Annotated in this window: 21 protein-coding genes and 1 pseudogene; 13 read left to right on the top strand and 9 right to left on the bottom strand. The window is 58.8% G+C overall.

Going from position 1 to position 21,153, the window contains the following annotated elements:
* Positions 1–65: 65 nt before the first annotated feature.
* Both AC1DTN_RS32485 and AC1DTN_RS32480 read right to left on the bottom strand, forming a co-directional pair.
* Positions 66–461, bottom strand: coding sequence for a DUF1236 domain-containing protein (locus AC1DTN_RS32485; protein ID WP_477924260.1), 396 nt, complete (start codon positions 459–461; stop codon positions 66–68).
* A gap of 127 nt (positions 462–588) precedes the next feature.
* Positions 589–861 carry a transport-associated protein gene (locus tag AC1DTN_RS32480; RefSeq protein WP_113322037.1) on the bottom strand — a complete coding sequence of 91 codons (273 nt, stop codon included), beginning with the start codon at positions 859–861 and terminating at the stop codon, positions 589–591.
* 682 nt (positions 862–1,543) lie between these two features.
* Here AC1DTN_RS32480 and AC1DTN_RS32475 point away from each other — a divergent pair.
* From AC1DTN_RS32475 to AC1DTN_RS32450, 6 genes are all read left to right on the top strand, one after another.
* Entirely contained in the window at positions 1,544–2,680 is a 1,137-nt protein-coding gene (locus tag AC1DTN_RS32475; RefSeq protein ID WP_113322038.1) for a glycosyltransferase family 4 protein, read from the top strand.
* 72 nt (positions 2,681–2,752) lie between these two features.
* Positions 2,753–5,098, top strand: coding sequence for a UDP-galactopyranose mutase (glf, locus tag AC1DTN_RS32470; RefSeq protein WP_477924257.1), 2,346 nt, complete (start codon positions 2,753–2,755; stop codon positions 5,096–5,098).
* Positions 5,091–8,333: a glycosyltransferase gene (locus AC1DTN_RS32465; protein WP_477924255.1), complete on the top strand. Its 3,243-nt coding sequence runs from the start codon at positions 5,091–5,093 to the stop codon at positions 8,331–8,333. Before glf ends, AC1DTN_RS32465 begins: the two co-directional genes overlap by 8 nt.
* Complete coding sequence (locus AC1DTN_RS32460) at positions 8,330–10,630, top strand: glycosyltransferase family 4 protein (protein WP_477924254.1); 2,301 nt, start codon at positions 8,330–8,332, stop codon at positions 10,628–10,630. The genes AC1DTN_RS32465 and AC1DTN_RS32460 overlap by 4 nt, the downstream gene beginning before the upstream one ends.
* 423 nt (positions 10,631–11,053) lie before the next feature.
* Positions 11,054–11,683, top strand: a complete 630-nt coding sequence (locus AC1DTN_RS32455) for a hypothetical protein (protein ID WP_477924252.1) — start codon at positions 11,054–11,056, stop codon at positions 11,681–11,683.
* A gap of 568 nt (positions 11,684–12,251) precedes the next feature.
* Positions 12,252–12,398, top strand: a complete 147-nt coding sequence (locus tag AC1DTN_RS32450; RefSeq protein WP_477924275.1) for a hypothetical protein — start codon at positions 12,252–12,254, stop codon at positions 12,396–12,398.
* A gap of 68 nt (positions 12,399–12,466) precedes the next feature.
* Here the strand turns inward: AC1DTN_RS32450 and AC1DTN_RS32445 are convergent, their stop codons facing one another.
* Positions 12,467–12,748, bottom strand: coding sequence for a hypothetical protein (locus AC1DTN_RS32445; RefSeq protein ID WP_113186377.1), 282 nt, complete (start codon positions 12,746–12,748; stop codon positions 12,467–12,469).
* Positions 12,749–12,944: 196 nt separating this feature from the next.
* Complete coding sequence (locus tag AC1DTN_RS32440) at positions 12,945–13,217, bottom strand: hypothetical protein (protein WP_477924251.1); 273 nt, start codon at positions 13,215–13,217, stop codon at positions 12,945–12,947.
* 272 nt (positions 13,218–13,489) lie between these two features.
* Between AC1DTN_RS32440 and AC1DTN_RS32435 the strand changes: the two genes are divergently transcribed.
* The gene (locus tag AC1DTN_RS32435) at positions 13,490–13,861 is read left to right on the top strand and encodes a low affinity iron permease family protein (protein ID WP_477924249.1); all 372 of its coding nucleotides are present in this window, start codon (positions 13,490–13,492) and stop codon (positions 13,859–13,861) included.
* A 275-nt stretch (positions 13,862–14,136) separates the two neighbouring features.
* Here AC1DTN_RS32435 and AC1DTN_RS32430 read toward each other — a convergent pair whose 3' ends face one another.
* A complete protein-coding gene (locus tag AC1DTN_RS32430) occupies positions 14,137–14,325 on the bottom strand; it encodes a hypothetical protein (RefSeq protein ID WP_113322044.1) in 189 nt (62 codons plus the stop codon).
* Positions 14,326–14,848: 523 nt separating this feature from the next.
* Between AC1DTN_RS32430 and AC1DTN_RS32425 the strand changes: the two genes are divergently transcribed.
* Positions 14,849–15,070: a hypothetical protein gene (locus tag AC1DTN_RS32425; protein ID WP_113186380.1), complete on the top strand. Its 222-nt coding sequence runs from the start codon at positions 14,849–14,851 to the stop codon at positions 15,068–15,070.
* 546 nt (positions 15,071–15,616) lie between these two features.
* Here AC1DTN_RS32425 and AC1DTN_RS32420 read toward each other — a convergent pair.
* Positions 15,617–16,099 carry a pyridoxamine 5'-phosphate oxidase family protein gene (locus AC1DTN_RS32420; protein ID WP_477924247.1) on the bottom strand — a complete coding sequence of 161 codons (483 nt, stop codon included), beginning with the start codon at positions 16,097–16,099 and terminating at the stop codon, positions 15,617–15,619.
* A gap of 375 nt (positions 16,100–16,474) precedes the next feature.
* Between AC1DTN_RS32420 and AC1DTN_RS32415 the strand changes: the two genes are divergently transcribed.
* Together AC1DTN_RS32415 and AC1DTN_RS32410 are read left to right on the top strand one after the other, a co-directional pair.
* Positions 16,475–16,915, top strand: coding sequence for a hypothetical protein (locus AC1DTN_RS32415; protein WP_477924245.1), 441 nt, complete (start codon positions 16,475–16,477; stop codon positions 16,913–16,915).
* A gap of 322 nt (positions 16,916–17,237) precedes the next feature.
* On the top strand, positions 17,238–17,414 hold the full coding sequence (locus tag AC1DTN_RS32410; protein WP_310390460.1) for a hypothetical protein: 177 nt from the start codon (positions 17,238–17,240) through the stop codon (positions 17,412–17,414).
* Positions 17,415–17,578: 164 nt separating this feature from the next.
* Here the strand turns inward: AC1DTN_RS32410 and AC1DTN_RS32405 are convergent, their stop codons facing one another.
* Positions 17,579–18,646: an AI-2E family transporter gene (locus AC1DTN_RS32405; RefSeq protein ID WP_113322046.1), complete on the bottom strand. Its 1,068-nt coding sequence runs from the start codon at positions 18,644–18,646 to the stop codon at positions 17,579–17,581.
* Between the two features lie 408 nt (positions 18,647–19,054).
* Here AC1DTN_RS32405 and AC1DTN_RS32400 point away from each other — a divergent pair, with 408 nt between their 5' ends.
* The 3 genes and pseudogenes from AC1DTN_RS32400 to AC1DTN_RS32390 all read left to right on the top strand — a co-directional run.
* Entirely contained in the window at positions 19,055–19,264 is a 210-nt protein-coding gene (locus AC1DTN_RS32400) for a cold-shock protein (RefSeq protein ID WP_037062590.1), read from the top strand.
* Positions 19,265–19,396: 132 nt separating this feature from the next.
* Positions 19,397–19,621, top strand: a complete 225-nt coding sequence (locus AC1DTN_RS32395) for a hypothetical protein (RefSeq protein ID WP_113322047.1) — start codon at positions 19,397–19,399, stop codon at positions 19,619–19,621.
* 604 nt (positions 19,622–20,225) lie between these two features.
* Positions 20,226–20,482, top strand: a pseudogene (locus AC1DTN_RS32390) (TraM recognition domain-containing protein); the annotation flags it as partial.
* 57 nt (positions 20,483–20,539) lie between these two features.
* Here AC1DTN_RS32390 and AC1DTN_RS32385 read toward each other — a convergent pair.
* Both AC1DTN_RS32385 and AC1DTN_RS32380 read right to left on the bottom strand, forming a co-directional pair.
* Entirely contained in the window at positions 20,540–20,779 is a 240-nt protein-coding gene (locus tag AC1DTN_RS32385; RefSeq protein WP_113322072.1) for a hypothetical protein, read from the bottom strand.
* 21 nt (positions 20,780–20,800) lie between these two features.
* Entirely contained in the window at positions 20,801–21,118 is a 318-nt protein-coding gene (locus AC1DTN_RS32380) for a hypothetical protein (protein WP_477924241.1), read from the bottom strand.
* Positions 21,119–21,153: the final 35 nt, after the last annotated feature.

Genomic DNA, 21,153 nt, shown 5'->3' with positions numbered 1-21,153 from the left:
CGCGCCCTTGTTTTTCAAGAATGGACGGCAGGCGCCGCCTGAGGGTCAGGTTGGTGACTTGGATATCACTGGATGACCTGAATCACCTTCCTCGAAGAAGGCTCGACGATCACGCGCTCATCGTTGACGATCGCATAGGAGTATTTGGGTTCATCCGGGATCGGCGTTACGACAACGGTCTCTGGGAGCGGCTGGCCAACAACCACCTTCTCCTTAACGACGACGCTCGTCTTGGGAGCGGGTGCCTGCTGGACATAGGTCACGACCTTCTGCGGCGGCGGATCAATGACGCTGCCAGCCACACCGCCTACAATACCCCCGACAGCGGCGCCGACCGGACCACCGACGATTGCGCCCGTGGCGGCGCCGCCAGCAGCGCCCGTTACGGTCGAAGATTGTGCGAAGGCCGGGCCGGACGCCATCACAAGCGCGACTGCAATACCTACTGCTTTGATATACATTTGTTTTCCTCCGTTACAGCGGTCTGTTCCGCTGCGGGGCAAAACCGCAAAAGCAAGAGTGTGTTCCAGGCCAGGGACTTCAGTCCCTGTAGATTGGGACTTTGGTCTTATCGCCTGAAGGGTCAATCTATTGGTTCGGAATGCGGCTTAACATCCGGTCTTGGACATTGTGGAAGCCGATAATCATTGCAGCTATCGAAATCACTTTGTTCCGGTCAGCAGCATTCGAGATATAGCCCTCTAGGACGGCGACCGGTCCGAGCATGTGGATTGTGATGGCGCTACTGTCGATGTCTGGGTCAACTGAGAGCGCACACTGGATCGTGGCGATGGTCGACGCGGAACTATGCCCTTGCGAGCAGCACTCTTCGTGGCTGAAGCTGTCAGAACCAAATTTCATGTTTCCTCCCTGTTCCTCCCCTCAAAGGAACATCGTGTTTAACTCTGTGCTAATATGATGAAGGCCGTCAGAGCCTGACAGACGGACTTAGGTCCCATCGCGCCCGCGGCGGGCTCGTAAAGGCGACCCAGCGTCAGGTTGCGACGTGCCGCGGTATCTCAGAGTGCCCTGACCAGACATCCGCCAAACAGAGGCAAACTCCCCCGGAACAATCGGCCGGGCGGGAGGTTGGGCTGTCGCTCACAAAATCATGAGCCAACTCATCGCGTCAGAAAGGAAACGCCCGTGCCACAGCCCGTCTCTGCGATCGTCGTGCAGCGTCTCCTTAAGCTGCTCGGCCCCCGCATCGGCACGGTCATCTGTCCCGCATTTTCCATCGGCGGTCGGTCTGGTTCGTGTCCACCGGAGTTATCGCCTGCTTGGCCAGCGGCTATGTGTGCAGTTGCTTCCCCGGCTCCCCCATGCGCTCCACTGATGCGCTGCACTGTTTCGGCGATGGTTCGGCTCCCAAGCGGCAAAAACAATCGGGGGCCGGATTCAATTTTCCTCCGACGTGGTCAAGCGACCGAAGTTCGACCGCAAGCCTTAGCCCGCCATCACGCCATTCGCGGCCGGTCTGTCCACCGAGCCGTTTTTCGAGTTGAGACAATCGCCTATACTCGCGCCTGGAGTGTATGAGCACATGCGCCGTATCGTCGTCATCAGCGACTTTCAAGGCGGGAGCTGGGGTAACGGGGCCCTCCCGTCTGTCCAGGAATTTCGAGCGAAATGGATCGAGGGCGGGCGTGGGGTCTCGCCTTCACCCATCCTCAATATTGACGACGTCGAAGTTGACGGCGGCTATCTCGAGCGGCTCCCACTCGCTGCCCTAAAGGGCGGACTCGCAGACTGCGCTGAGATTTGGACGCATTGGCGGGGCCTCGATCCGCCTTGGGAATGGATCGACGATACTCCGTCTCTGCTGCGCCGCGCGTTTCGTATGAACGGCCCGGAGGCTCCCTTCGCGTCTAACGACATGCTCGGACATATCGAGGCTTTTGGCCCTCCCGACATCCTTTGCGTGTGGGGGCTGGGCGTGAGCGAGGAGATCCTGCTCGCCTGTCGCGACAGTTTCAAAATCTACAATTCCATTGACGCCCCCGCTCTTCGAGTGCCCGTTGAGGTCAGCCGCCATTTCGATCTCGTCATTACGGGCGCGCAGTGGCAATCAGAGGTCGTGCGATCCAGGCATCCCGGTATGCGTATTGTCGTCATGCCGATCGGCCCCGAATTCGCATCCGAGCTGACCTTCCACCAACTGAACCTGCCCAAGATCTACGACGTGATCTACGTCGCGGCAGCTCAGGCTTATAAACGTCACGATATCCTGTTCGACGCACTCGCCAAATTACCGCGTTCGCTCCGCGCCTTGTGCGTCTGCGGCTACGGGGAGCTTGTCGATGGCCTGCGCAGCCGTGTTGACCGGCTCGGTATCACCGTCGATTTCGTCGGGCCGCCGGGCGTGCCGTTTCATGATGTCAACCGGCTGATGAACCAATCGCGGATCGGGGTCGTCTGCGGCGAAGACGACGGTGCACCTGCCATCCTCACCGAATACATGCTGGCCGGCATCCCCGTGCTTGCCAACAGCGCCCTCAGCTGTGGCCTGCAATACATCACGCCGCAGACCGGCCGAACAGCTTCGGCGGATGATTTCCACGAGGGAATTTGCGACTTGTTGAAACGGGCCGACATGTTTCGCCCACGCGCGGTCGTGCTCGCGAACTGGACCTGGCCGCACAGCATTAGACGGCTTCGCCAGCTGATCATGGACCCCTGACCGAATTAATCCGTGTCTTAGGAACTTTGGCAGTTCACCGTTGTTGAGGATTTCACTGTCGCGAGGTTTTCGATGAACGTGCTGAACTCCTTCCCGCAAGCGTCCGCCACATCGCTACCGCCGGGTTCCCCTCTGATCTGCTTTTCTCATCTTCGGTGGGACTTCGTGCTGCAAAGACCTCAGCATCTGATGCAGCGCTTCTCCCGGGATCGGCAAGTATTCTTTTTCGAGGAATTCATTCCGACCGATCATCATCTGGCCTATCTGGAAATTCATCCTTTCGAAGGGACGTCGGTCAAGGCGGTCCGGCCACGCATTCCGCACTGGTGGAGTGATGGCGAACGGCAAAAGGCCCTCGGGCGGCTGCTCGACGACCTCATCGCGCTGCATGGCGCAAAGCGGCCGATTCTCTGGTTCTACACGCCGATGATGTTTGCCTTTGCCCAACACGTCGATGCCGCTGCGGTGGTCTATGATTGCATGGACGAGCTTGCGAATTTCCGCTTCGCGCCGCCACATCTGAAGGAAATGGAAACGGCGCTGATGGCGCGAGCCGACGCCGTTTTCACGGGCGGCATCAGCCTCTACGAAGCGAAAAAGGATCGGCACGACAATATCCATGCCTTCCCCTCCAGCGTCGATACCAACCACTTCCAGACAGCCCGCACCGCGCTTGCAGATCCAGCCGACCAAGCCGGAATTTCGCATCCACGCCTTGGCTATTACGGCGTCATCGACGAGCGCCTCGACCTCGACCTGATCCGGACAGCAGCTGCGGTCCGGCCGAACTATTCCTTCGTTTTCCTTGGGCCGATCGCAAAGATTTCCCCCTCCGATCTGCCAAAGGCGGCCAATATCCATTACCTCGGGCAGAAGAATTACGCCGACCTGCCCTCATACCTTTCGGGCTGGGAAGCAGCCCTCATGCCATTCGCACTAAACGAGGCGACCCGCTTCATCAGCCCCACCAAGACACCCGAATATCTCGCAGCCGGGCGGCCCGTCGTCAGCACCCGAATTGCGGATGTCGTGCGCACCTACGGCAATGCGCCGGGCGTGTTCTTCGCAGACGACAGCGACGATTTCGCGCGTTGCTGCGATGCCGCGCTTGGACTGGCAGGTTCGAGAAAGCCATGGCTTGAAGACGTGGATGCCCGGCTGGCGCGCTCGTCCTGGGATGCAACGTTCGACCACATGGCGCGTATCGTTGATCAGGCTGTGGGCGTCCCTCTGTCTGCCAAGGAAAAATCCTATCGGCGTAGCGGCAGCATGTCGCTTCGCAAGCCTTACGATTATCTGGTCGTTGGTGCTGGTTTTGCCGGATCGGTGTTGGCGGAGCGGCTGGCTGTCGACGGCCGCAGGGTCCTTGTCTGCGACCGACGCTCCCATATCGGCGGCAATGCCTACGACCATTGCGACGAGGCCGGGATCCGGGTCCACAAATACGGACCCCACATATTCCATACCAACAGCGAGGATGTCTTCGCCTACCTATCGCGCTTCACTGGCTGGCGGCCCTACGAGCACCGCGTACTCGCCCAGCTCGGCGACCTCAGGCTCCCAATTCCGATTAACCGCACCACGCTCAATGCCCTTTACGGCCTCAATCTCTCAAACGACGTCGAAGCCGAACGCTTCCTGTCAACGCGCGCCGAACGCTGCGCAAAAGTAACCACCTCGAAGGACGTTGTGGTGTCGCAGGTCGGCCTCGAACTCTACCGTATCTTTTTTGAAGGTTATACGCGCAAGCAGTGGGGCCTTGATCCCTCCGAGCTTGATCGCTCCGTCACCGCGCGTATTCCGACCCGCACGAATGAGGATGATCGCTATTTCCTTGACAGGTTCCAGGCCATGCCGCTCGACGGCTACACCCGGATGTTCGAACGGATGCTGGACCACGAAAACATCACCGTCATGGTCGATACGGATTTCAAGGAATTGCGCCGGCAAAGTGTTGCGAACCATGTGATCTTCACCGGGCCGATCGACGAATATTTCGACTTTCGTCTCGGGCAGCTGCCCTATCGGAGCCTGAAGTTCCGGCACGAAACGCATGACATGCGGCGCATGCTGCCGGCTGGCGTGATCAACTTCCCTTCGGAAGACGTGCCCTACACCCGCGTGACTGAATATAAACATCTGACCGGGCAGGTCCACCCCAAAACCAGTATCAGCTATGAATACGCCTGTGCAGACGGCGACCCCTATTATCCGATCCCTCGCCCCGAAAACCAGGCTCTCTACAGGCAGTACGAAGCCCTCGCACGCGCGCGAGGCGATGTGACCTTCGTCGGCAGACTCGGCACCTATAAATACTACAATATGGACCAGGTCGTCGGCCAGGCGCTCGCGACCCATCGACGTCTGCAGAAACTGCATGGGCTGACCGACCTCATGGTAAATACCAAGCTTGACTAGGAAACCCCGCATCGTACTGGCGACCGACAGTCTTGATCCCTCCGGGATGGGCGAACACATGCTCGCGCTCGGCCGCGCACTTTCCCAGGAAGTTGACGTCGTTCTGGCGCTTCTGTCTGAAGACCGTTCACATCTGCTTCCTCGTGCCGCACGTCTAGGCCTTGGCGTCAAGCTTGCGGCCGACGGTCAAGAGTTTTCAAGTTGGCTCAGCAAGGGCAACATCGACCTCCTGCACGTGCATGCGGGAATCGGTTGGGAAGGACATCAACTGGGAGAAGCTGCAGCGCGGGCCGGTGTCCCGGCCATTCGGACCGAACATCTCCCCTACCTTCTTACGGATAGCGAGCAGCAGGAGCAGTATAGGCTGCACACGCAGACGATCGCCCACCATATTGTGGTTTCCGAAGCCTCGCGACTAAGCTTTAGCGAGCACGTTCCCTCCCATCGGTTAACCCTGGTGCGCAACGGCGTCTTCGCATCGGTACCTGTCGCGACAGTGGGCACGCTGCGGCAAGACCTGGATCTTCAGGGCAAGATAGTCCTCGTGATGGTGGGTCGGTTTGCCGCGCAGAAGGATCATGCCACGCTGCTGCGGGCCATGCCTGAAATAATCCGGGTCCATCCTCGCCTGCGCCTACTGCTTGTCGGGTCCGGTGAGGAACGCTTGGCCATGGAGGAGCTTGCAGGCGAGCTTGATGTTTCAGGTCATGTCCGTTTCTTGGGCCAGCGTGCTGATGTCGCCGATATCCTTGCCGCAAGCGATCTCTTCGTCCTGCCGTCATTGTTCGAGGGCCTGCCGCTTGCCGTTCTAGAGGCGATGTCGCTGGGTCTGCCCGTGGCTGCAACCCGGATCGGCGGTACCGTGGAGGCACTGGGCGAAGACCACCCGTTTTTTGCGGAGCCTCAAAACCCCGCCTCACTTGCCGCCACCATCGTCGATGCCCTCTCCGATCGGGAGATGCTGGCGCGTGTCGCAAGGTCCGCGCGCAACCGGTTCGAGACTGACTTTTCCGCCCATCGAATGGCCGCAGAAACGATGGCGGTCTACGACCGCTTCATCTCTCGACCCGCCACGCATCAGCAAAAGGATTCATCCATGCAAAAGACGCGCCTTGGCTTTATCGGCGTTGGGGGTATAGCGCAGCGCCACCTCGACATCATCTCCGCCTTCGATGACGTGGAGCTTGTCGGTTTTGCGGATCCTGACCTTAGTCGCGCCGACCAGGCGGCAACGCGCTTCGGAGCGAGGTCGTTTGCCAATCACCGTGAGATGCTGGATGCCGTCAGGCCGGATGCTGTCTATATCTGCGTGCCGCCCTTCGCCCATGGCGAGCCGGAGCGCGATCTCATCGAGCGGAGCATTCCCTTCTTCGTCGAAAAACCGGTATCGCTTGAACTTAAGACTGCAGAGGAAATTTCCGCAGCCGCGACGGCCAAGGGCCTCGTCACCAGCGTTGGCTATCATTGGCGTTACCTCGATATCGTCGATGAGGCACGTAGCCTTCTCAAAGACAACCCTGCACAGCTACTGTCCGGCTACTGGCTCGATTCGACACCGCCGCCACAATGGTGGTGGAGAAAAGACAAATCCGGCGGTCAGATGGTCGAACAGACAACCCACCTCCTCGATCTCGTCCGGTTCCTGGTCGGTGAGGTTACGGAAGTCTATGGGCGCGCGGGCCACAAGGCGAGACCTGAATTTCCCGGTCTCGATGTGCCGACGGTGACAACCGCCAGCCTGACCTTTGAATCCGGCGTCGTCGCAAATATTGCATCCACATGCCTTCTTGGCTGGAACCACCGGGTCGGACTTCACATCTTTGCCGATCGGCTCGCGATCGAACTGACTGATCGCGAAATTATGGTGGATGTCGGACGCGGACGCCCGATGCGCGGAGCCGACGGCGATCCGGTCTGGCGAGAGGATCGCGACTTCATCGATGCGGTTCGCGGCGGCGAGAATCGTATTCGCTGCCCCTACGGTGAAGCGCTGGCGACGCACCGGCTCGCGCTTGCAGTCATGTCTTCGGCGCAAGCGGGTGAGCCGGTGCGCCTCAAACCGCCGCAAAGCCGGCAGCCGGAGCCGGCACCGCTTCGGCTTCAGCCGCGCCCGGAAGCACCGCCGCCGGGACTGGCGCCCGGCCATCGCATCATTCGCTCGCTGGGCGTTGAGGCGCCCGGCCTACCCTATTTCCTTGAATATGAGGAAGGCCCTCCCGGAGACAGACAGGTTCGGCTCGATACGCTCTACACCGGTTTTTCGGCAGGAACGGAACTCACGTTCTTGAAAAACACCAATCCCTATTTTCGCTCGCGCTTCGACGGGGAGCGCGGTGTCTTCGTCGAGAACGAACCGGACCTGCATTATCCAGTGCCGTTCCTCGGCTATATGGAAGTCGCCCGCGTATCGGAATCGCGTGCCAACGGTTTTAGACAAGGCGACATCGTCGCCACCACCTATGCTCACAAGTCGGGACACACCGCGGACCCGTTCCACGATCTTCTCGTACCCCTTCCGGCCGCCATCGACCCGCTGCTCGGCGTCCTTGTTGCCCAGATGGGACCGATTGCCGCCAACGGCATCCTCCATGCCGATGCCGAATTCTTCGGCTCTCATGTTCCTTTCCTGGGCGCCGGCGTGAAAGATCGGCCAGTCGTGGTGATCGGCGCCGGTACTGTCGGCCTGATGACGGCGCTTTTTGCCAGATCGCTCGGCGCTTCCGAGATTATCATCTCCGACCCATCGGAGTTCCGCCGCGGCAAAGCCGAGGCGATGGGCCTCACCGCCATGACCGAGGACCGGGCCTGGCAGCACGCCAAGGCCCGCTGGCATGTCGGCGGTATGGGACGAGGGGCTGATCTCGCGTTTCAGACCCGCGCCCATTCCGGCAGCCTGCATACGGCGCTGAAAGCGCTAAGGCCGCAAGGGACCGTCATCGACCTCGCCTTCTATCAAGGCGGCGCCGACGAGCTGCGGCTCGGCGAGGAGTTTCACCATAACGGCCTCAATATTCGCTGTGCACAGATCAATCGGGTACCGCGCGGCCTGGGACATCTCTGGAACCGAAGCAGGCTAGCGCTCGCTACTATAGAACTCCTGCGGTCTCATGGCGACACGATCCGAAAGCACATGATCACCCATGTCGTGCCGATTGAGGATGCACCCGCATTCCTGATCGACCTGGTCGAAAACCGCCCGGAATTCCTGCAGGTCGTATTCAAGGTGGGCGAATGATATCAGAGCCTGCACCTATCCGTATCCTGTTCGTCTTCGCCTGGCTGGTGGTCGGCGGCGAAGAGACAGAAGTGCGGCTCCTGGCCGAACACCTCGATCCCCGCGTCTACCGGATCGATGTCGTTGCCTGTTTTCACAAGGCCGGAATGCCCGAGCAGACGCATGAGCAACTTCGTGCGCTCGGCGTTGATGTCGATACGAAGCCTTACGCGCTTTCATTCGAAGACACCGTCGACTATTTGGCTGGCAAGATTGCTGGCTATGACATCGTGATATCCTGCCAAAACGTCGCCGACGTCTATCCGGCGCTCGAGCGATTGCATCTGCGCCCGCCGCTCATCGAGCATGGCGGCTTGGTTGCGGAGGCACTGGTAGGACCGAAGCACCTGACCAGCCGCTACGTCGGCGTGTGCCGCTCGATCCGCGAGGCGGCCGCCTCTCGTATGCCTGGCCGCGAGGACCACGCCTTGGAAATACCGTCCATGGTCGACCTGGCGACGTTCGACCCGCAAATCCGTACCGCAACGAGGGCTCGGCTTGGTATGACTGCCGACAACATCTTGATCGGTTGGGTCGGCCGTCTGGATCCGAAGAAGAATGTTGAGGATTTCATTGAAGCAGCCGCCCTCGTGGCTGAACAAAACGAGCGCGCCCGCTTCCTCGTGATCGGCGGCCCTGACGCCTTCATGCCGCAATATGCTCAGCGACTGAAGGACCTCTCGCGCCGGCTGCGCCTTGAAAACAAGCTGCAGTTCTTGGGCGACCGCAAGGATATTCCCGACCTTCTATCGTCACTCGACATCTTCGTCTGGCTGTCGCGCGGCGAGGGCATGCCGCACGTCATCGCGGAAGCCGGTGCCGCCGCCCTGCCCGTGATCGCGACGGCGGACAATGGCGCCTGTGAACAGATCGAAGACGGGATATCCGGCATTTTTGTCCCCTTTAACGATGCGATGGACGTGGCCGGAAAGATCCGTCAGCTGATCGACAACGAGGATCTTCGGCGCATGCTTGGTCTTGCCCTGCGCCGCAAAGTCGAAACCAGCTATTGCGTCGAAGCGGTCCTGCCGCAATGGCAGCGATTGTTTGCCGAGGTTCTTGCCGAGCGAAGGTCGGCGGGCCCAACCGGTATTTTCCAATCGTTCTTGATGGGCGGCTTCGAATCCTCAACCCATCGGCTGCGCCGGCGTGACGAAGACCATTTGGGCCGCCGCCTCGACATGATTGCCGCGATCGGGCACGACCGCTGGACCGCGCAGGACTACCGCCAGCTTCGCGGTTTCGGCATTCGCACGGTGCGCGATGGCTTCCGCTGGCACTTGATCGACAAAGCCGGGAGCTACGAGTGGTCGAGCATCCTTCCGATGCTCGACGCGGCCCGCCAAACCGGGACACAGGTCATCTGGGACCTGCTGCATTACGGCTGGCCGGATGATGTCGATATCTGGACTGCGCGTTTCGTCGATCGCTTTGCGGCCTTTGCCAGCGCCTGTGCAAGGATCGTGCGCGAGCGCTCTGACGAAATCCCCCTCTACTGCCCGGTCAACGAGATATCGTTCTTCTCGTGGGGTGGTGGTGATGCCGGATATCTCAACCCCTTCGCCAATGGCCGAGGGTTCGAGCTCAAAGTTCAACTGGCCCGTGCCGCAATCGCTGCCATGGAGGCGATCCTCTGCGTGGACCCCCGCGCCCGTTTCGTTCATTGCGATCCGGTCATCAATGTCGTCATGGACCCGTCACGGCCGTGGGACGCCGGCGTTGCCGAAGGCCACCGACAATCGCAGTTCCAGGGCTGGGACCTGATTTCCGGGCGGTTATGGCCTCAGATCGGTGGAAACGAACGTTATCTCGATATCGTCGGCGTCAACTACTACTTCAACAATCAGTGGATACACGCTGGACCGCCAATCGATATCGGCCACCCGCTCTACAAGCCTCTCGGCCGAATTCTTTTTGAAACCTACGCGCGCTACGGTAAGCCGATCGTGATCGCCGAGACCGGTATTGAGGGCGACCGGCGCGCGTCGTGGTTTCGCTACGTAGCCGCCGAGGCGAAGGCCGCCATGCAGGTCGGCGTTCCACTGGAGGGGATATGTCTCTATCCGATCGTCAACCATCCCGGATGGGATGACGATCGCAACTGTCAGAACGGACTGTTGTCCGCCAACATGTCGGCGTTAGGCAGATCCGTCGATCCCGGTCTAGCATCAGCGATCCTCACTGAGTCGATCGTCTTCCCGCTTCCTCAGGTCGCCACGCGATGCTCGCCGGTTAGACAGGATCGATCGTCAGGGTGAAGCTTTCGCAACGGCGCGCAGCTGCCCGCCAAAGCGGATATCCCCGTAGTAGCCAGATGACCAACTAGTCGATCTCCTGGGCGACTGTCTTATCAGAAACGGCGCCCCTTAGCTAAAGCAAGCACGCCGGTAAGCATGCGCGAGCCGGATTTCAACGGAGATGAACCGTTGTAGCGAGAAGACATATTCGCAACCCGCAACCCGCAACCCGCAACCCGCAACCCGCTTGTCGGAATATCGTGTCATCGAAATCCCATATTGGCGATCACGCCTCCCGGAGCAACCGGCATGGTCACGCCGCATGCCCTCGAGTCGCTGCTTCCGGGTGCAGGACCGAAGGTGGCACTCCCCGGTCGCGCCTGGGCTCATTCTCCTTAGCATGTTGTCGTTGACTTGGAGCCCTGGCGATCCCATTTAGGCGCCATGCCGAAACACGAAAAGAACGATGTCGAGCTGGTTAGGACCTGGGTGCTGCCGCCAGCAGCGACCTTAGGGTCTTCCATCCGCGCAAAGGGAATCCTCCTCGAACTACGTGCACGACTCCCGCTCGTTTCGAAGAAGTCGCTCGATGTCGATGGAGGAGAACTCACGCTATCGATGCCTGCAAGTGCCAAGGCAGAATTCCATGCCGCGGCATCCATTGTCGCTAGTGCGCTGGAAGACATTGAAAGCCTGCCTGTCATTCCGCGTGAGATCCAGGATATCCTCACGATCAAGGCGAGCGAACGACACCGTTGGCTTGCAGACGGCCGCTTGGCAAGTGCGGGAACGCGTACCGTGAGGCTAAACGGGCGCGCAAGGAGGATCACTTTCCATGTCTTCGATCCGAGGTTCGTCGAGGACATTCTTGACAGGGGTGTGGTCGACGAGTGGCGAGAAGAGGATGCGCTCGCTGCTGCCGAAAATCGTCGGAAGGCGCGATACAAGGCGAAGCTGACGCGATCCCTGAGAAAAGCTGGCACGGCTTCGAAGACAACCGAACGGCATCCCGATGATCCCGCGACGAAACTGCATGGCTGGGAGGAGTTCGACGTCGAGGGCCTTCTTCGGTGAACTCAACCGTGCTGGTTGCCTGGACCATCAGGCGGTTTGAATTGAGGCTAATTAAAGTTTCGCCCTGGCCCTCTTATCGATTTCCAAGTCCTACGATGTCTCGGGGCTGAGAAGCCGGTCTTGGCCTTTCGCGTGAATCCAGACTACCCGGCCGAATCCTGCCTTAGGTCTTCCCGCGATGCACAGGAAGGTATGGAAAACGTATCGGTTGTAGTGAGGATTGTCGACCTTCTGGTGCTCCCGCGCGGGGCGGTCCTGAAACTAGGGACGGACGTCGAACTTCAGGTCACGGGGCTGCGCAATCCGTGTGCGCAGACCGACAAGTTCCAACCTGACCTTCTAGAAGCTGTCCTTGGCAGGGGCCGGACGGCGAGCGCGTCCGGAAGAGCGGTATCATGACGATCGTGCTCAAGGGCGGCGGCGCTCCCGGCGACGCCATTTCCATCGCATTTCCCATGCCACCATTGCTTCCCCTCGAAGTCCTCTAGCGAGCGTGTCTCTTCGAAGCATTTCCGGCGTCGACGTTCGAATGCAAAGCGCGAGATATCACAGATGATCCAATTCACGGGTGATACTCATTTTCGGCGACCCGCGCGTGCTGCTCCTCGACAAGCGTCCTTTCTTCAACATGATTGAACTCGACGTCGCGCTGATCGGAACTGGAATGAGCTCGTCGATCCTGACGACGAGACGTGGCACCGAGGAGACTTCATGATCGCCAGTTGACCAGCAGCGCGGGACCGATCCGCGTCTCCCCGACCGTCACTTGGTGGAAGGCAGGGATCAGTGGAGGGCTATCTTTGCACGCGTCCGGCTGGTGAACTGGTACACCATCATGATGCCCTGCTGGAGCAGTAGCTCGGCGGCGGCGAGGTCGCGCCGCCCGAGATCGCGCGACATGCCGCGGATAGTGTTCACGACGCACATGGAGTTTTCGACGAAACGGACGTCGCCCTCTCCCCCGGCTTCCTCGGCAGACGCCTCCAATGCATCGGCGACAGTCTCGAGAAGGGTGGAACGTTCGACAAGCGTCATTTCTTTCAGGGGCTTCGATGTGACGTGCATGCTGATCTCCTCGCGCGGGCGACAAACGCGGCGCGGCTGATGGTGAAGTCTGCTAGCGGTAGCGCATAGATGGCTATCCATCGCGTGCGAAGCAAGTCATGGCTACCGCGCGCGGCTCACCGCGGTCGTCGATGCACTTGGTTATGAAAACAGCTCGGCCAGCGTTTCGAGCGTGGGTCGCGGCTCGCCGGCGCAGTCAACTTCCAAAAAGGTTCTCATCCTGCCAGACCTCCGCGGCCCCGCCACGATCAAGGTCGAGCTGCGGATGTAGCCCGCGCCGCGGTTGCGGTCCGCTCCATGCGGCAAGGCATTTCTCGCAGATCCCGCAGCCATCATCGTCCATGAACGATTGGAAACGGCCGCAACAGAGGCAGGCCCCAGGGCCATCACCCACGCGCTGATCGCGTTCGGGTGGAAGGATTTCGACTTCGTGAGAAGCAAGGAGTTCTGTCTTAAGATCGTCGTCCATCTCGGGCCTCCAGATCGAGGTTATATTTGAGATAGTGAGCTTCCCGCGGCGGACAAGACGGCAACGCCACGGCGGCTTGGGATGCGTGCCAAATGTCGAGATCGGCTTGCCCGAACACCCCCGGACGCACTCGAAATGACGACGAGATACCTTTAGACGCTGGCGCGAGCCTGCACGGAGAGTTGGGAAGGGCATGGGAATGAGGCGCGCCGCACCGACCGGGGCGGAGAGCGACGTCGCCGTACTCCGCTCCTGGCGGAACCAGGTCGACGATGGCGCATTTTCCGGCAATGGCAGGACGATCAAGATTTCTTCGGATATCAGAGAAAGCCGTAACGCTTGCCGGGCATCGCCGCGCGCTTGCAGGAGCGGCGCTTTTGACGGCGTCTTGGTGCGTTTTCGGCATGGTCCTTCAGCTTCCTCAGGAGTGGTTCTTGCTGACGAACATGCTCGGAACCCTGATCACGCTATTTCTCCTGCTCCTGATGCAGCATTCTCAAAACCGAGACATGCGGGCGCTTCACACGAAGGCCGACGAACTCATTCGATCGACCGACAACGCCAAAAATCAAAGGATCGGTGCGGATCAACGGGAGACCGACGAAGTCGAGGAGATGGCAAGGGACCGCCAGATCGATGCTTGAGCATCGGCGCCTTGTTCGGCCCTGTCGCGGGCAACGCAGTCGACGCATTTCGGTCATGCTCGTCGGCCGCCAGCGTCATAATCAAGGGGATGGCCGCGCCCTGCCTCGGGGCTCGACCGCATTGCCAATCGGTAGGTGGCATCGATGATGCCACCTACCGATCAGCCAATCTCATGAATGATCCTCGCTCGGGGCGCTGACCTAGCGCGAAAAAGGCCCGCGCTTGGCGGGCCAAGTCGCCCACGACACACACGACGGGGTTGGAAAATGGTTGGCTAGCCCTGAGTGCCGGCTGAAGCCTTGTCGCGTTCAGGCAGGGCTCGCGCGACGCAGAAGTTCCTGCTGCGCCTCGACGCCGCTTCCTCCAAAAGTTTGGCGAAGTCTCCGAGTGTAACTCGGTCGGCACGAAGCACCTGGCGGATCAGCGGATCTTTCAAGACTTCGGACATCGTCAGGTCTTCCATAGCAGCTCCCTTTCTATTAGGGACTTCTACTGTAGAATTATAAAATTTAAATGTCGACAGCGTGGCTTCGCATGACGGACCTTCCGGCAAAGAAGATTCTAGTCGGACAACCAGTCGGGTAGCATGTCAGGGGTACCCCACTCTCGTGTGGCTGCAGATCCAGGAAAGGCATGGACTGTTGAGCGCGGCGATGGTTCCCGTCGCGGAGCGGCGGATTTTCGAACGGCGCGCCGGCGACGGGCGTAATTTCGATCGTCGAATGCCGGAAGCGTGTCACAGCTGCGTACATGACATGACAACTCCGCAAATCGCTACGGCATTGGCATTGGCAGTGGCAGAGGTCATCCGATAAGACCTTAGTCCGATTGAAGACGGGAAGGTGAAACCTAATTTCGATTCCGCTGGTGCTGTAAGTGAGAAGGAGAAGGGTTTTTCAACCCGTACCTGAGCATCCTTCTCCCGATCACAGGAGATCATTGGCTTCACGATATGATGACGCCGATGTTCGCGGATGGAGAAGACGATGAATGAGCGTAAAATCGCCGACCGTGACCAGGCGATGACATCGGAAGACCTTGCTCTTTGCGCGCAAGTCCTGGAGGCCGTGAAAGCGGAATTCCAGCTTAGTGACAATGACGAGGAAATGTCGAGAAGTGCCGCAATCATCATCGAACTTTACCGACAGGGTATCCGAAACTTCGATCAGCTAAAGATCTTAGTTTTCGCTGCAAGAGGGAAAATCTAGAAATCGGCGGAGCACGGCATCCGGACCGAGCATTTCTCTCAAGGCATTCATGAAGGATCTCATCTCGGTGGGGGGCCATGTCATGTCCGCCTATGATTTTGAACCCCGAAAAGGCGGTCCGAGCCCACGCCTGGATGCGACGAACCACGAGTCTTTGAGAAGGACGAATGCGTGCGGAGCGAGGTTCGGAATGCGGCCAAGACGTTATCGGAGGCGATAATCTCTGACCGGTGGGTAAGCAGATCGCCGCCGGCTCCGCTTTGACCGAGCCACGGCAGAAAGATCGCTCAAGTCAAACCACCAGGATAACTAGCGAGGACATAAATATTGCCAGGACGCGCAGGCCCCAGCCTGTCCGGAAGATCTTCGTTCCGTGCGAACCTTTCCGTTCCGCTATTCGCTCTTGCGCCTCGATCGGCTTTTCGTCACCTATTGGTGCAAGCCGGGCCCGGAGTCGTCGACCGGCCGGCGCGCATGACCTCCAATCCTCTGCCGTCCTGCGGCTGGTGGCGCAGGTGAGCCGACAAAGCCGTTCACCGCCCGGGGTTACATCCTGACCTTTGCATTGTCGCCCATGTCCGGCTTAGCGCTGCTCATCGCGGCAGCCGCCATCTTGATGTAAGAGACGATGGTCCCCGGACTATCCCAGAACTCGGCATAGGACGGCGTCACCTTCAGCACACGAATCGACGGATCCTCGGCGTTGTCCCACCAGGCTTTCGCTGGCGTAGCCCAGAGATCACGGATCCTTTCGCGGTCGCTCGAGACTTCCGCCTTTCCGGTTACCGATACATATTTCTGCCCCTTGCTGTCGGCAAAGGCGAGGCATACGTCCGGCTGCCGGGCGATTTCGTCGTCCTTGTGGCTGTCGACATCGGTCAGAAAATAGAAGCTGTTCTCAAGCCGCTCGACATAAGCTGACATCGGCCGGGCGCGAATATCGTCACCGGATTTCGTTACCAACATGCAAAAGCCGATCTTTTCGGCTAGGTCCCATACGCGCTCGCTGTCGTTTTCATCCTTGATCATCTCGATCTCCTTTTTCTGGCGTAAAGCACTTTCGGTTGGCGCATAAATGCCAAGCTGCGCGCCTCATCGACGCCCACACAGGTTCAGCCCAACAACACAGAAGCGCAGCAGGAGTTCCCGAACGCTGCGACCTGACTATCGATGATCTTGTTGAACTCGCTTCAAGGCGCGATCCCCCTCGTGCCGAAGCAAAGCGCCAGCCTGAAGATATCCGGACACGCCTGGCCACTGTCATGACAGCATTGCCTCTGGTCACCGCCTAGCCAGCCCAAACGATAATGCCGGCACAGGCCGGAAAGCCCGCGGCATTTCATGCCTATCTTTCGCTTTCGAACCAAAAAACGTCAGCCGCGTTACCGCCCAAAGGAGATCACAATGCGTCTGATCATAGAAAGCGACCATGGCCCGGTTTCGGGGGAGCATGCCGAGGAAAGCGAGCTCGACAGGGCGCATCAATTGGTCGACGAATTCCTCGTCTTCGTCAAGGAAAACGACGTCGGAAACGACATCATCGACGAGATCGAATTGCCAGTTCCCAAATCGCTCCTGGTGCCGGCCTTCTCAATGGTGATTGCGGCCGAACGGCGCCCCCCTATCAAGAGCCTCCTTATCAAGGCAGGCATGACGCTTGCACATTACCGGCCGGGTCTTGGACCCCGCATCCGGATACGGCCGGGCTTGCCGCGGTGGCGCCCCGAGCCGTCGATGTCGAGACGCCTTGCCCAACGCCTTGAGCGGACGCTGCTCGCCGTGGCCGAGGAACGGGTTCGGCTCGCCGAAACCTACCTGCGCGCCACCCAGCGCTCATTCAACTGACGATCCGCGCCACGCTGCGCTCCTTCCAGATCTCAGAAGCCGAACGATCGCAATGATGTTCGACGCTCGGCTAGAATGCTTCGGGGTGCAGTCCTGCACCGGCGGCACCTCGACCATCCCATGTCATGATCCTGGCGTACCACTTCCTCTCCGCGAATTGGCCTGCAGTGTACACGCCCGGGTGAAAGCGGGGCCTTTGGATGATGGCGCCGAATGCGGAAAACCTACCTGGACAAATATGTGCTACGACAGATCGGCGAGTATGGCCTGTCGATCATCATTTTCCCGGGTCGCGAATAGTCATTCTTCAAGGAGAGCTCAAGTGGCTTGGAAAACACGGAATATCGAATACGTGAACGGCTACAAGATTGTTGAAGTCGATGGACCCACGTTCAAAGTCTTCGATGGCGATCGGCAGATCGGTGATGATTTCCCCTACCCCGGCGAAGCGGCAGCTCACGCGAATTCTCTGCCAAGACTGAACCCTCCGCGAAGCTAGTCAGAGATCCCAAGACTCGAGTTTTTCAGTTCTCTCGACTGGGGCATTGAGCCTCAGCGCTTAAAAGGGATCGGAACCCTCGCGGCCGCCTCCAAATTGCTAGATATTCGATTCACAGATGGAATTCTGAGCAAGCTGCAAAGTCCCGGGAGCTGACGGTACAATCACTCTTTAATCTTGGACTTTGCTCTTTCAGCGCTCTGCTGTTCGGCGAAAAGCGACCATGCCGCGATAAACAAGGCGGCGATCAAGGGGCCAATGACGAAGCCATTGATGCCGAACAGGGAGATGCCACCGACTGTCGAGATCAGCACGACGTAGTCGGGAAGCCGCGTTCCCTTGCCGACTAACGGCGGGCGCAGCAGATTGTCGATCAGCCCGATAACGAATATGCCGATGAGGACCAGGATCGATGCTTTCAGCCAGGCCCCCGTGAGGAGTAGCCAGATGGCGGCTGGAACCCATACGAGCGCCGCGCCAATTGCGGGCAGCATCGACAGGAACGTCATTGTCACACCCCACAGCAAGGCGGCCTCAATCCCCAGAGCCCAGAATGCCACGCCGCCGATCGTTCCCTGGACGATCGCGATGATGATGTTTCCCTTGACGGTGGCGCGAACGACAGCGGAAAACTTGTCGAGAAACTGCCGCGTATAGTCATCGCTCAACGGAATTGCATGTCGGATCTTGCCCCTGAGGTCCCCGCTATCCCTGAACAGGAAGAAGAGCAGATACAGCATGATGCCGAAGCTGATGAAGAACTGCAGCGTATTTTGACCAAAACTGAGCAGACCGCCGCCGACCGACCGGCTTGCCTGCACGACGCCGGAGGAGATATTCGCGCGCAGTTCCGAAAATCCACCGAGTTTCAGTGACGTCAGCCAGTTGTCGATGAAGCCGGGCAAGGCATTCTGGATCCGGACCAGATAACCATTGAGATCGATTTCGTTGCTGCTGATCCGTTGATACAGGCTGGTTCCTTCCTGGATAAGAGAACCGAGAATGATCATTGCCGGCACGATAACGAGGCATATGCACATCAACACCGTCAGCAGAGCGGCAATGCTGCGACGGCCCCCTAACAAACGCTCCAGTCGCTTGTGAACGGGAAAGAAGATGATCGCGAGGATGACGGCCCAGAAGACAGCGGAGTAATAGGGGATAAGCAGCCAGATGAACGCGATCGTCACAGCCGCCAGAAGGACGTAAAAGCTCGTACGCTGAATGGACATGTCTGCCTTGTTCCCTGAACGGCCTCTTTTCCTACCAGCTATACAAAAGAATTGCACAAGATAGGTTCAACGGCGGAGCAACTCCCTAGTCCGCGGCAGGCTCCGCTTATTAGAAAGCGTGCCGGCCATTCCCTCTGCAGTGTTCTAGCATGGCGCGGGGCAACGAAATTGCCGCTGGATGTAAAGGTCCGAATTGCAACCATATGAAGATTTCTCACTAATATGAAAACTAAAAGTTGACATTGTGCTGCAACTTGCCCATATAGCGACTATCGATATTTGCTTGCTGAGCTTTGGTTACTGCGCGATTGGCACCGCGCCCTGAACGAACCTTCCTTTCAAAAATCGCTATCACCATCTGCAGCGCTCCGGTGCTGTGGCCCCTCAATTGCTATGAAAGGGTTCATCATGACCACTGGCACAGTTAAATGGTTTAATTCCACCAAGGGTTTCGGCTTCATTCAGCCTGACAATGGCGGCGCCGATGCGTTCGTCCATATCTCGGCCGTCGAGCGCGCCGGCATGCGCGAAATCGTAGAAGGTCAGAAGATCGGCTACGAGCTGGAGCGCGACAATAAGTCGGGCAAGATGTCCGCCTGCAATCTGCAGGCTGCCTAACTCATCCGGTATCTGCTTTTCGTTGACCACGGATGTACTGGCACTGTTGAGAGCTGATACCAATCAGGGTCAGGCGTATAGCCTGGCCTTTTTTATTGCCGCCAACCCGGCGGCCCTCATCCGGAAGTAGTTATGTCACAAACATATAGCAAGTCTCGCCAACAGGCTGAGACAGCCTTCAACCGCTCACAATCACAGTTTTTCGCACGCAACAACGCCGCCGAAGAGCTCGACTCCCTCGTTCGATCTCGGCAGGAAAAGACTGTACGCCTTCGCGAAGCCCGTCTTGCAAAGGAATTGCAGGATCGCGCAACAGCGACCGCATCCCTGCTAGCCAAACGAGCGAAAACGGCCTGACAACTCCGTCTGAATAGGCAAGGCAGGCTTAAGGTCCTGGATCGGCTCCACGTAGGTGGCCGATTGAATACGCGAGGTTTGGTCGACACGTGTTTGCAACGGAACCGGAGAGGCTCGTCCGTTCGTGTCAGTGCCAGCAGTAGCAGACCATCGAAGAGCCAAGGAAGCGTATCTGAGCTTTCACGCGCTGAAAGGCGGGGAATTCGATTATCGACATAAGCGAAGCGTTCGCTCGAAATTTAGGCTGCTCCGACCGGCTGACGGTCTGGTCCCTTCAAGAACTTGCCCGAAAGCGAACCTCGACCGACCTACATCGATCGATAGGAGCAGAGCGTTTTACACCCTGACCATCGAACTGGTCGATCGTTTGGCCTCCATCTTGGCGGCTCAGTTGCTCAAAAAATCCTGGCAATCTGGTCACCAAACTCGAGCGGCTGAGGATGTCACGGCAGGACGGGAATCGGGACGATGATCACCGCTGGCGAGCGAGACTACCCCTCCGGACATCTAAACGCGGCCGCATTTGAGCAGCCCGTCGTCAAACAGGGTGAGGTTTCAGCGAAACGAGCAATCGGTGGATTGCCGACCAATCGCGATCTGACAAGGCCGCGTTGCGGATTTCCGGCCCTCGCTCTGGCCGATCGCCCAGGACATTCACAGACTGCTGGCCGCCGCCTGTGCCAGCGCCCACATTCCTGCCGAACGCCGGTGTGCTGCAGGTCTTGGGCTTAAACAACAATGAGAGTTCAGAGGCGGTCTCCGCTCTGCTCGGCCAGGAGACGGTCGTCTTCAACACCGCGGCCCGTGCGCTCTATTCGGAGAAGTCCGGCCCTTGCCGAACAGCATGTGGCGCGCCCTCTCCACAGGTCGAGTTGGCAGCCTGCCCATGAAGCAGCGCTGAAATGCGATCGCTGTACCTCAGTCTTGGGTCAAATCACCAACTTCACCGAAGGCAGCCAGCAGTCTTGGCGAGCTCATATCACCCGTTTCGCTGTCGACCATCACGGAGTAGGCTCCAACACCGAGGGATCTGGCCGACATGGCAGAAGCGATCCTTTCCGCAGATGTCCCATTCGAAGCCTGTCGCATCTCTCCTGGGATCAAGCCAGCTCGATTGCGCTTGAAAGGAACCACAATGAATTTCTCGGCCAACGACATCGTTAATCCCTTATTGTCCATCTAGTTGATTGAGTTGATCGCTTCGATTTGATCGTCCAGTTCACGCACGCGTTCCAAATATCGTGGTCGAAGCGGATGATTCTCTGTCAGGCTTTCGAGTTTTGACAGCGCAAGCTGACGCTGGTCTCTGAGGAGCTTCAACCGACTCATTGGGGCCTCGACTTTGTTGCTGCCGAGCCATAGCCGAAAATCGGCCGGAACGCCAATGGTGTTCTTTGTATGTTCCGACCTGCTAGCTCGCGTGGGTTCTTTCGAAGCATGGTCCTGCTCGGTGAGGCAGGAACCGTCAAGCAACGCGGCTTGCGCGGGCGCGTCCATCTATGAGATTTCCCGGCACGTCCGACGCCTTCATC

It is taken from the genome of Rhizobium sp. 01T444 (assembly GCF_056398305.1).
Note: the sequence above shows the minus strand (reverse complement) of the source record. Positions and strands in the feature narration are given on the sequence as shown.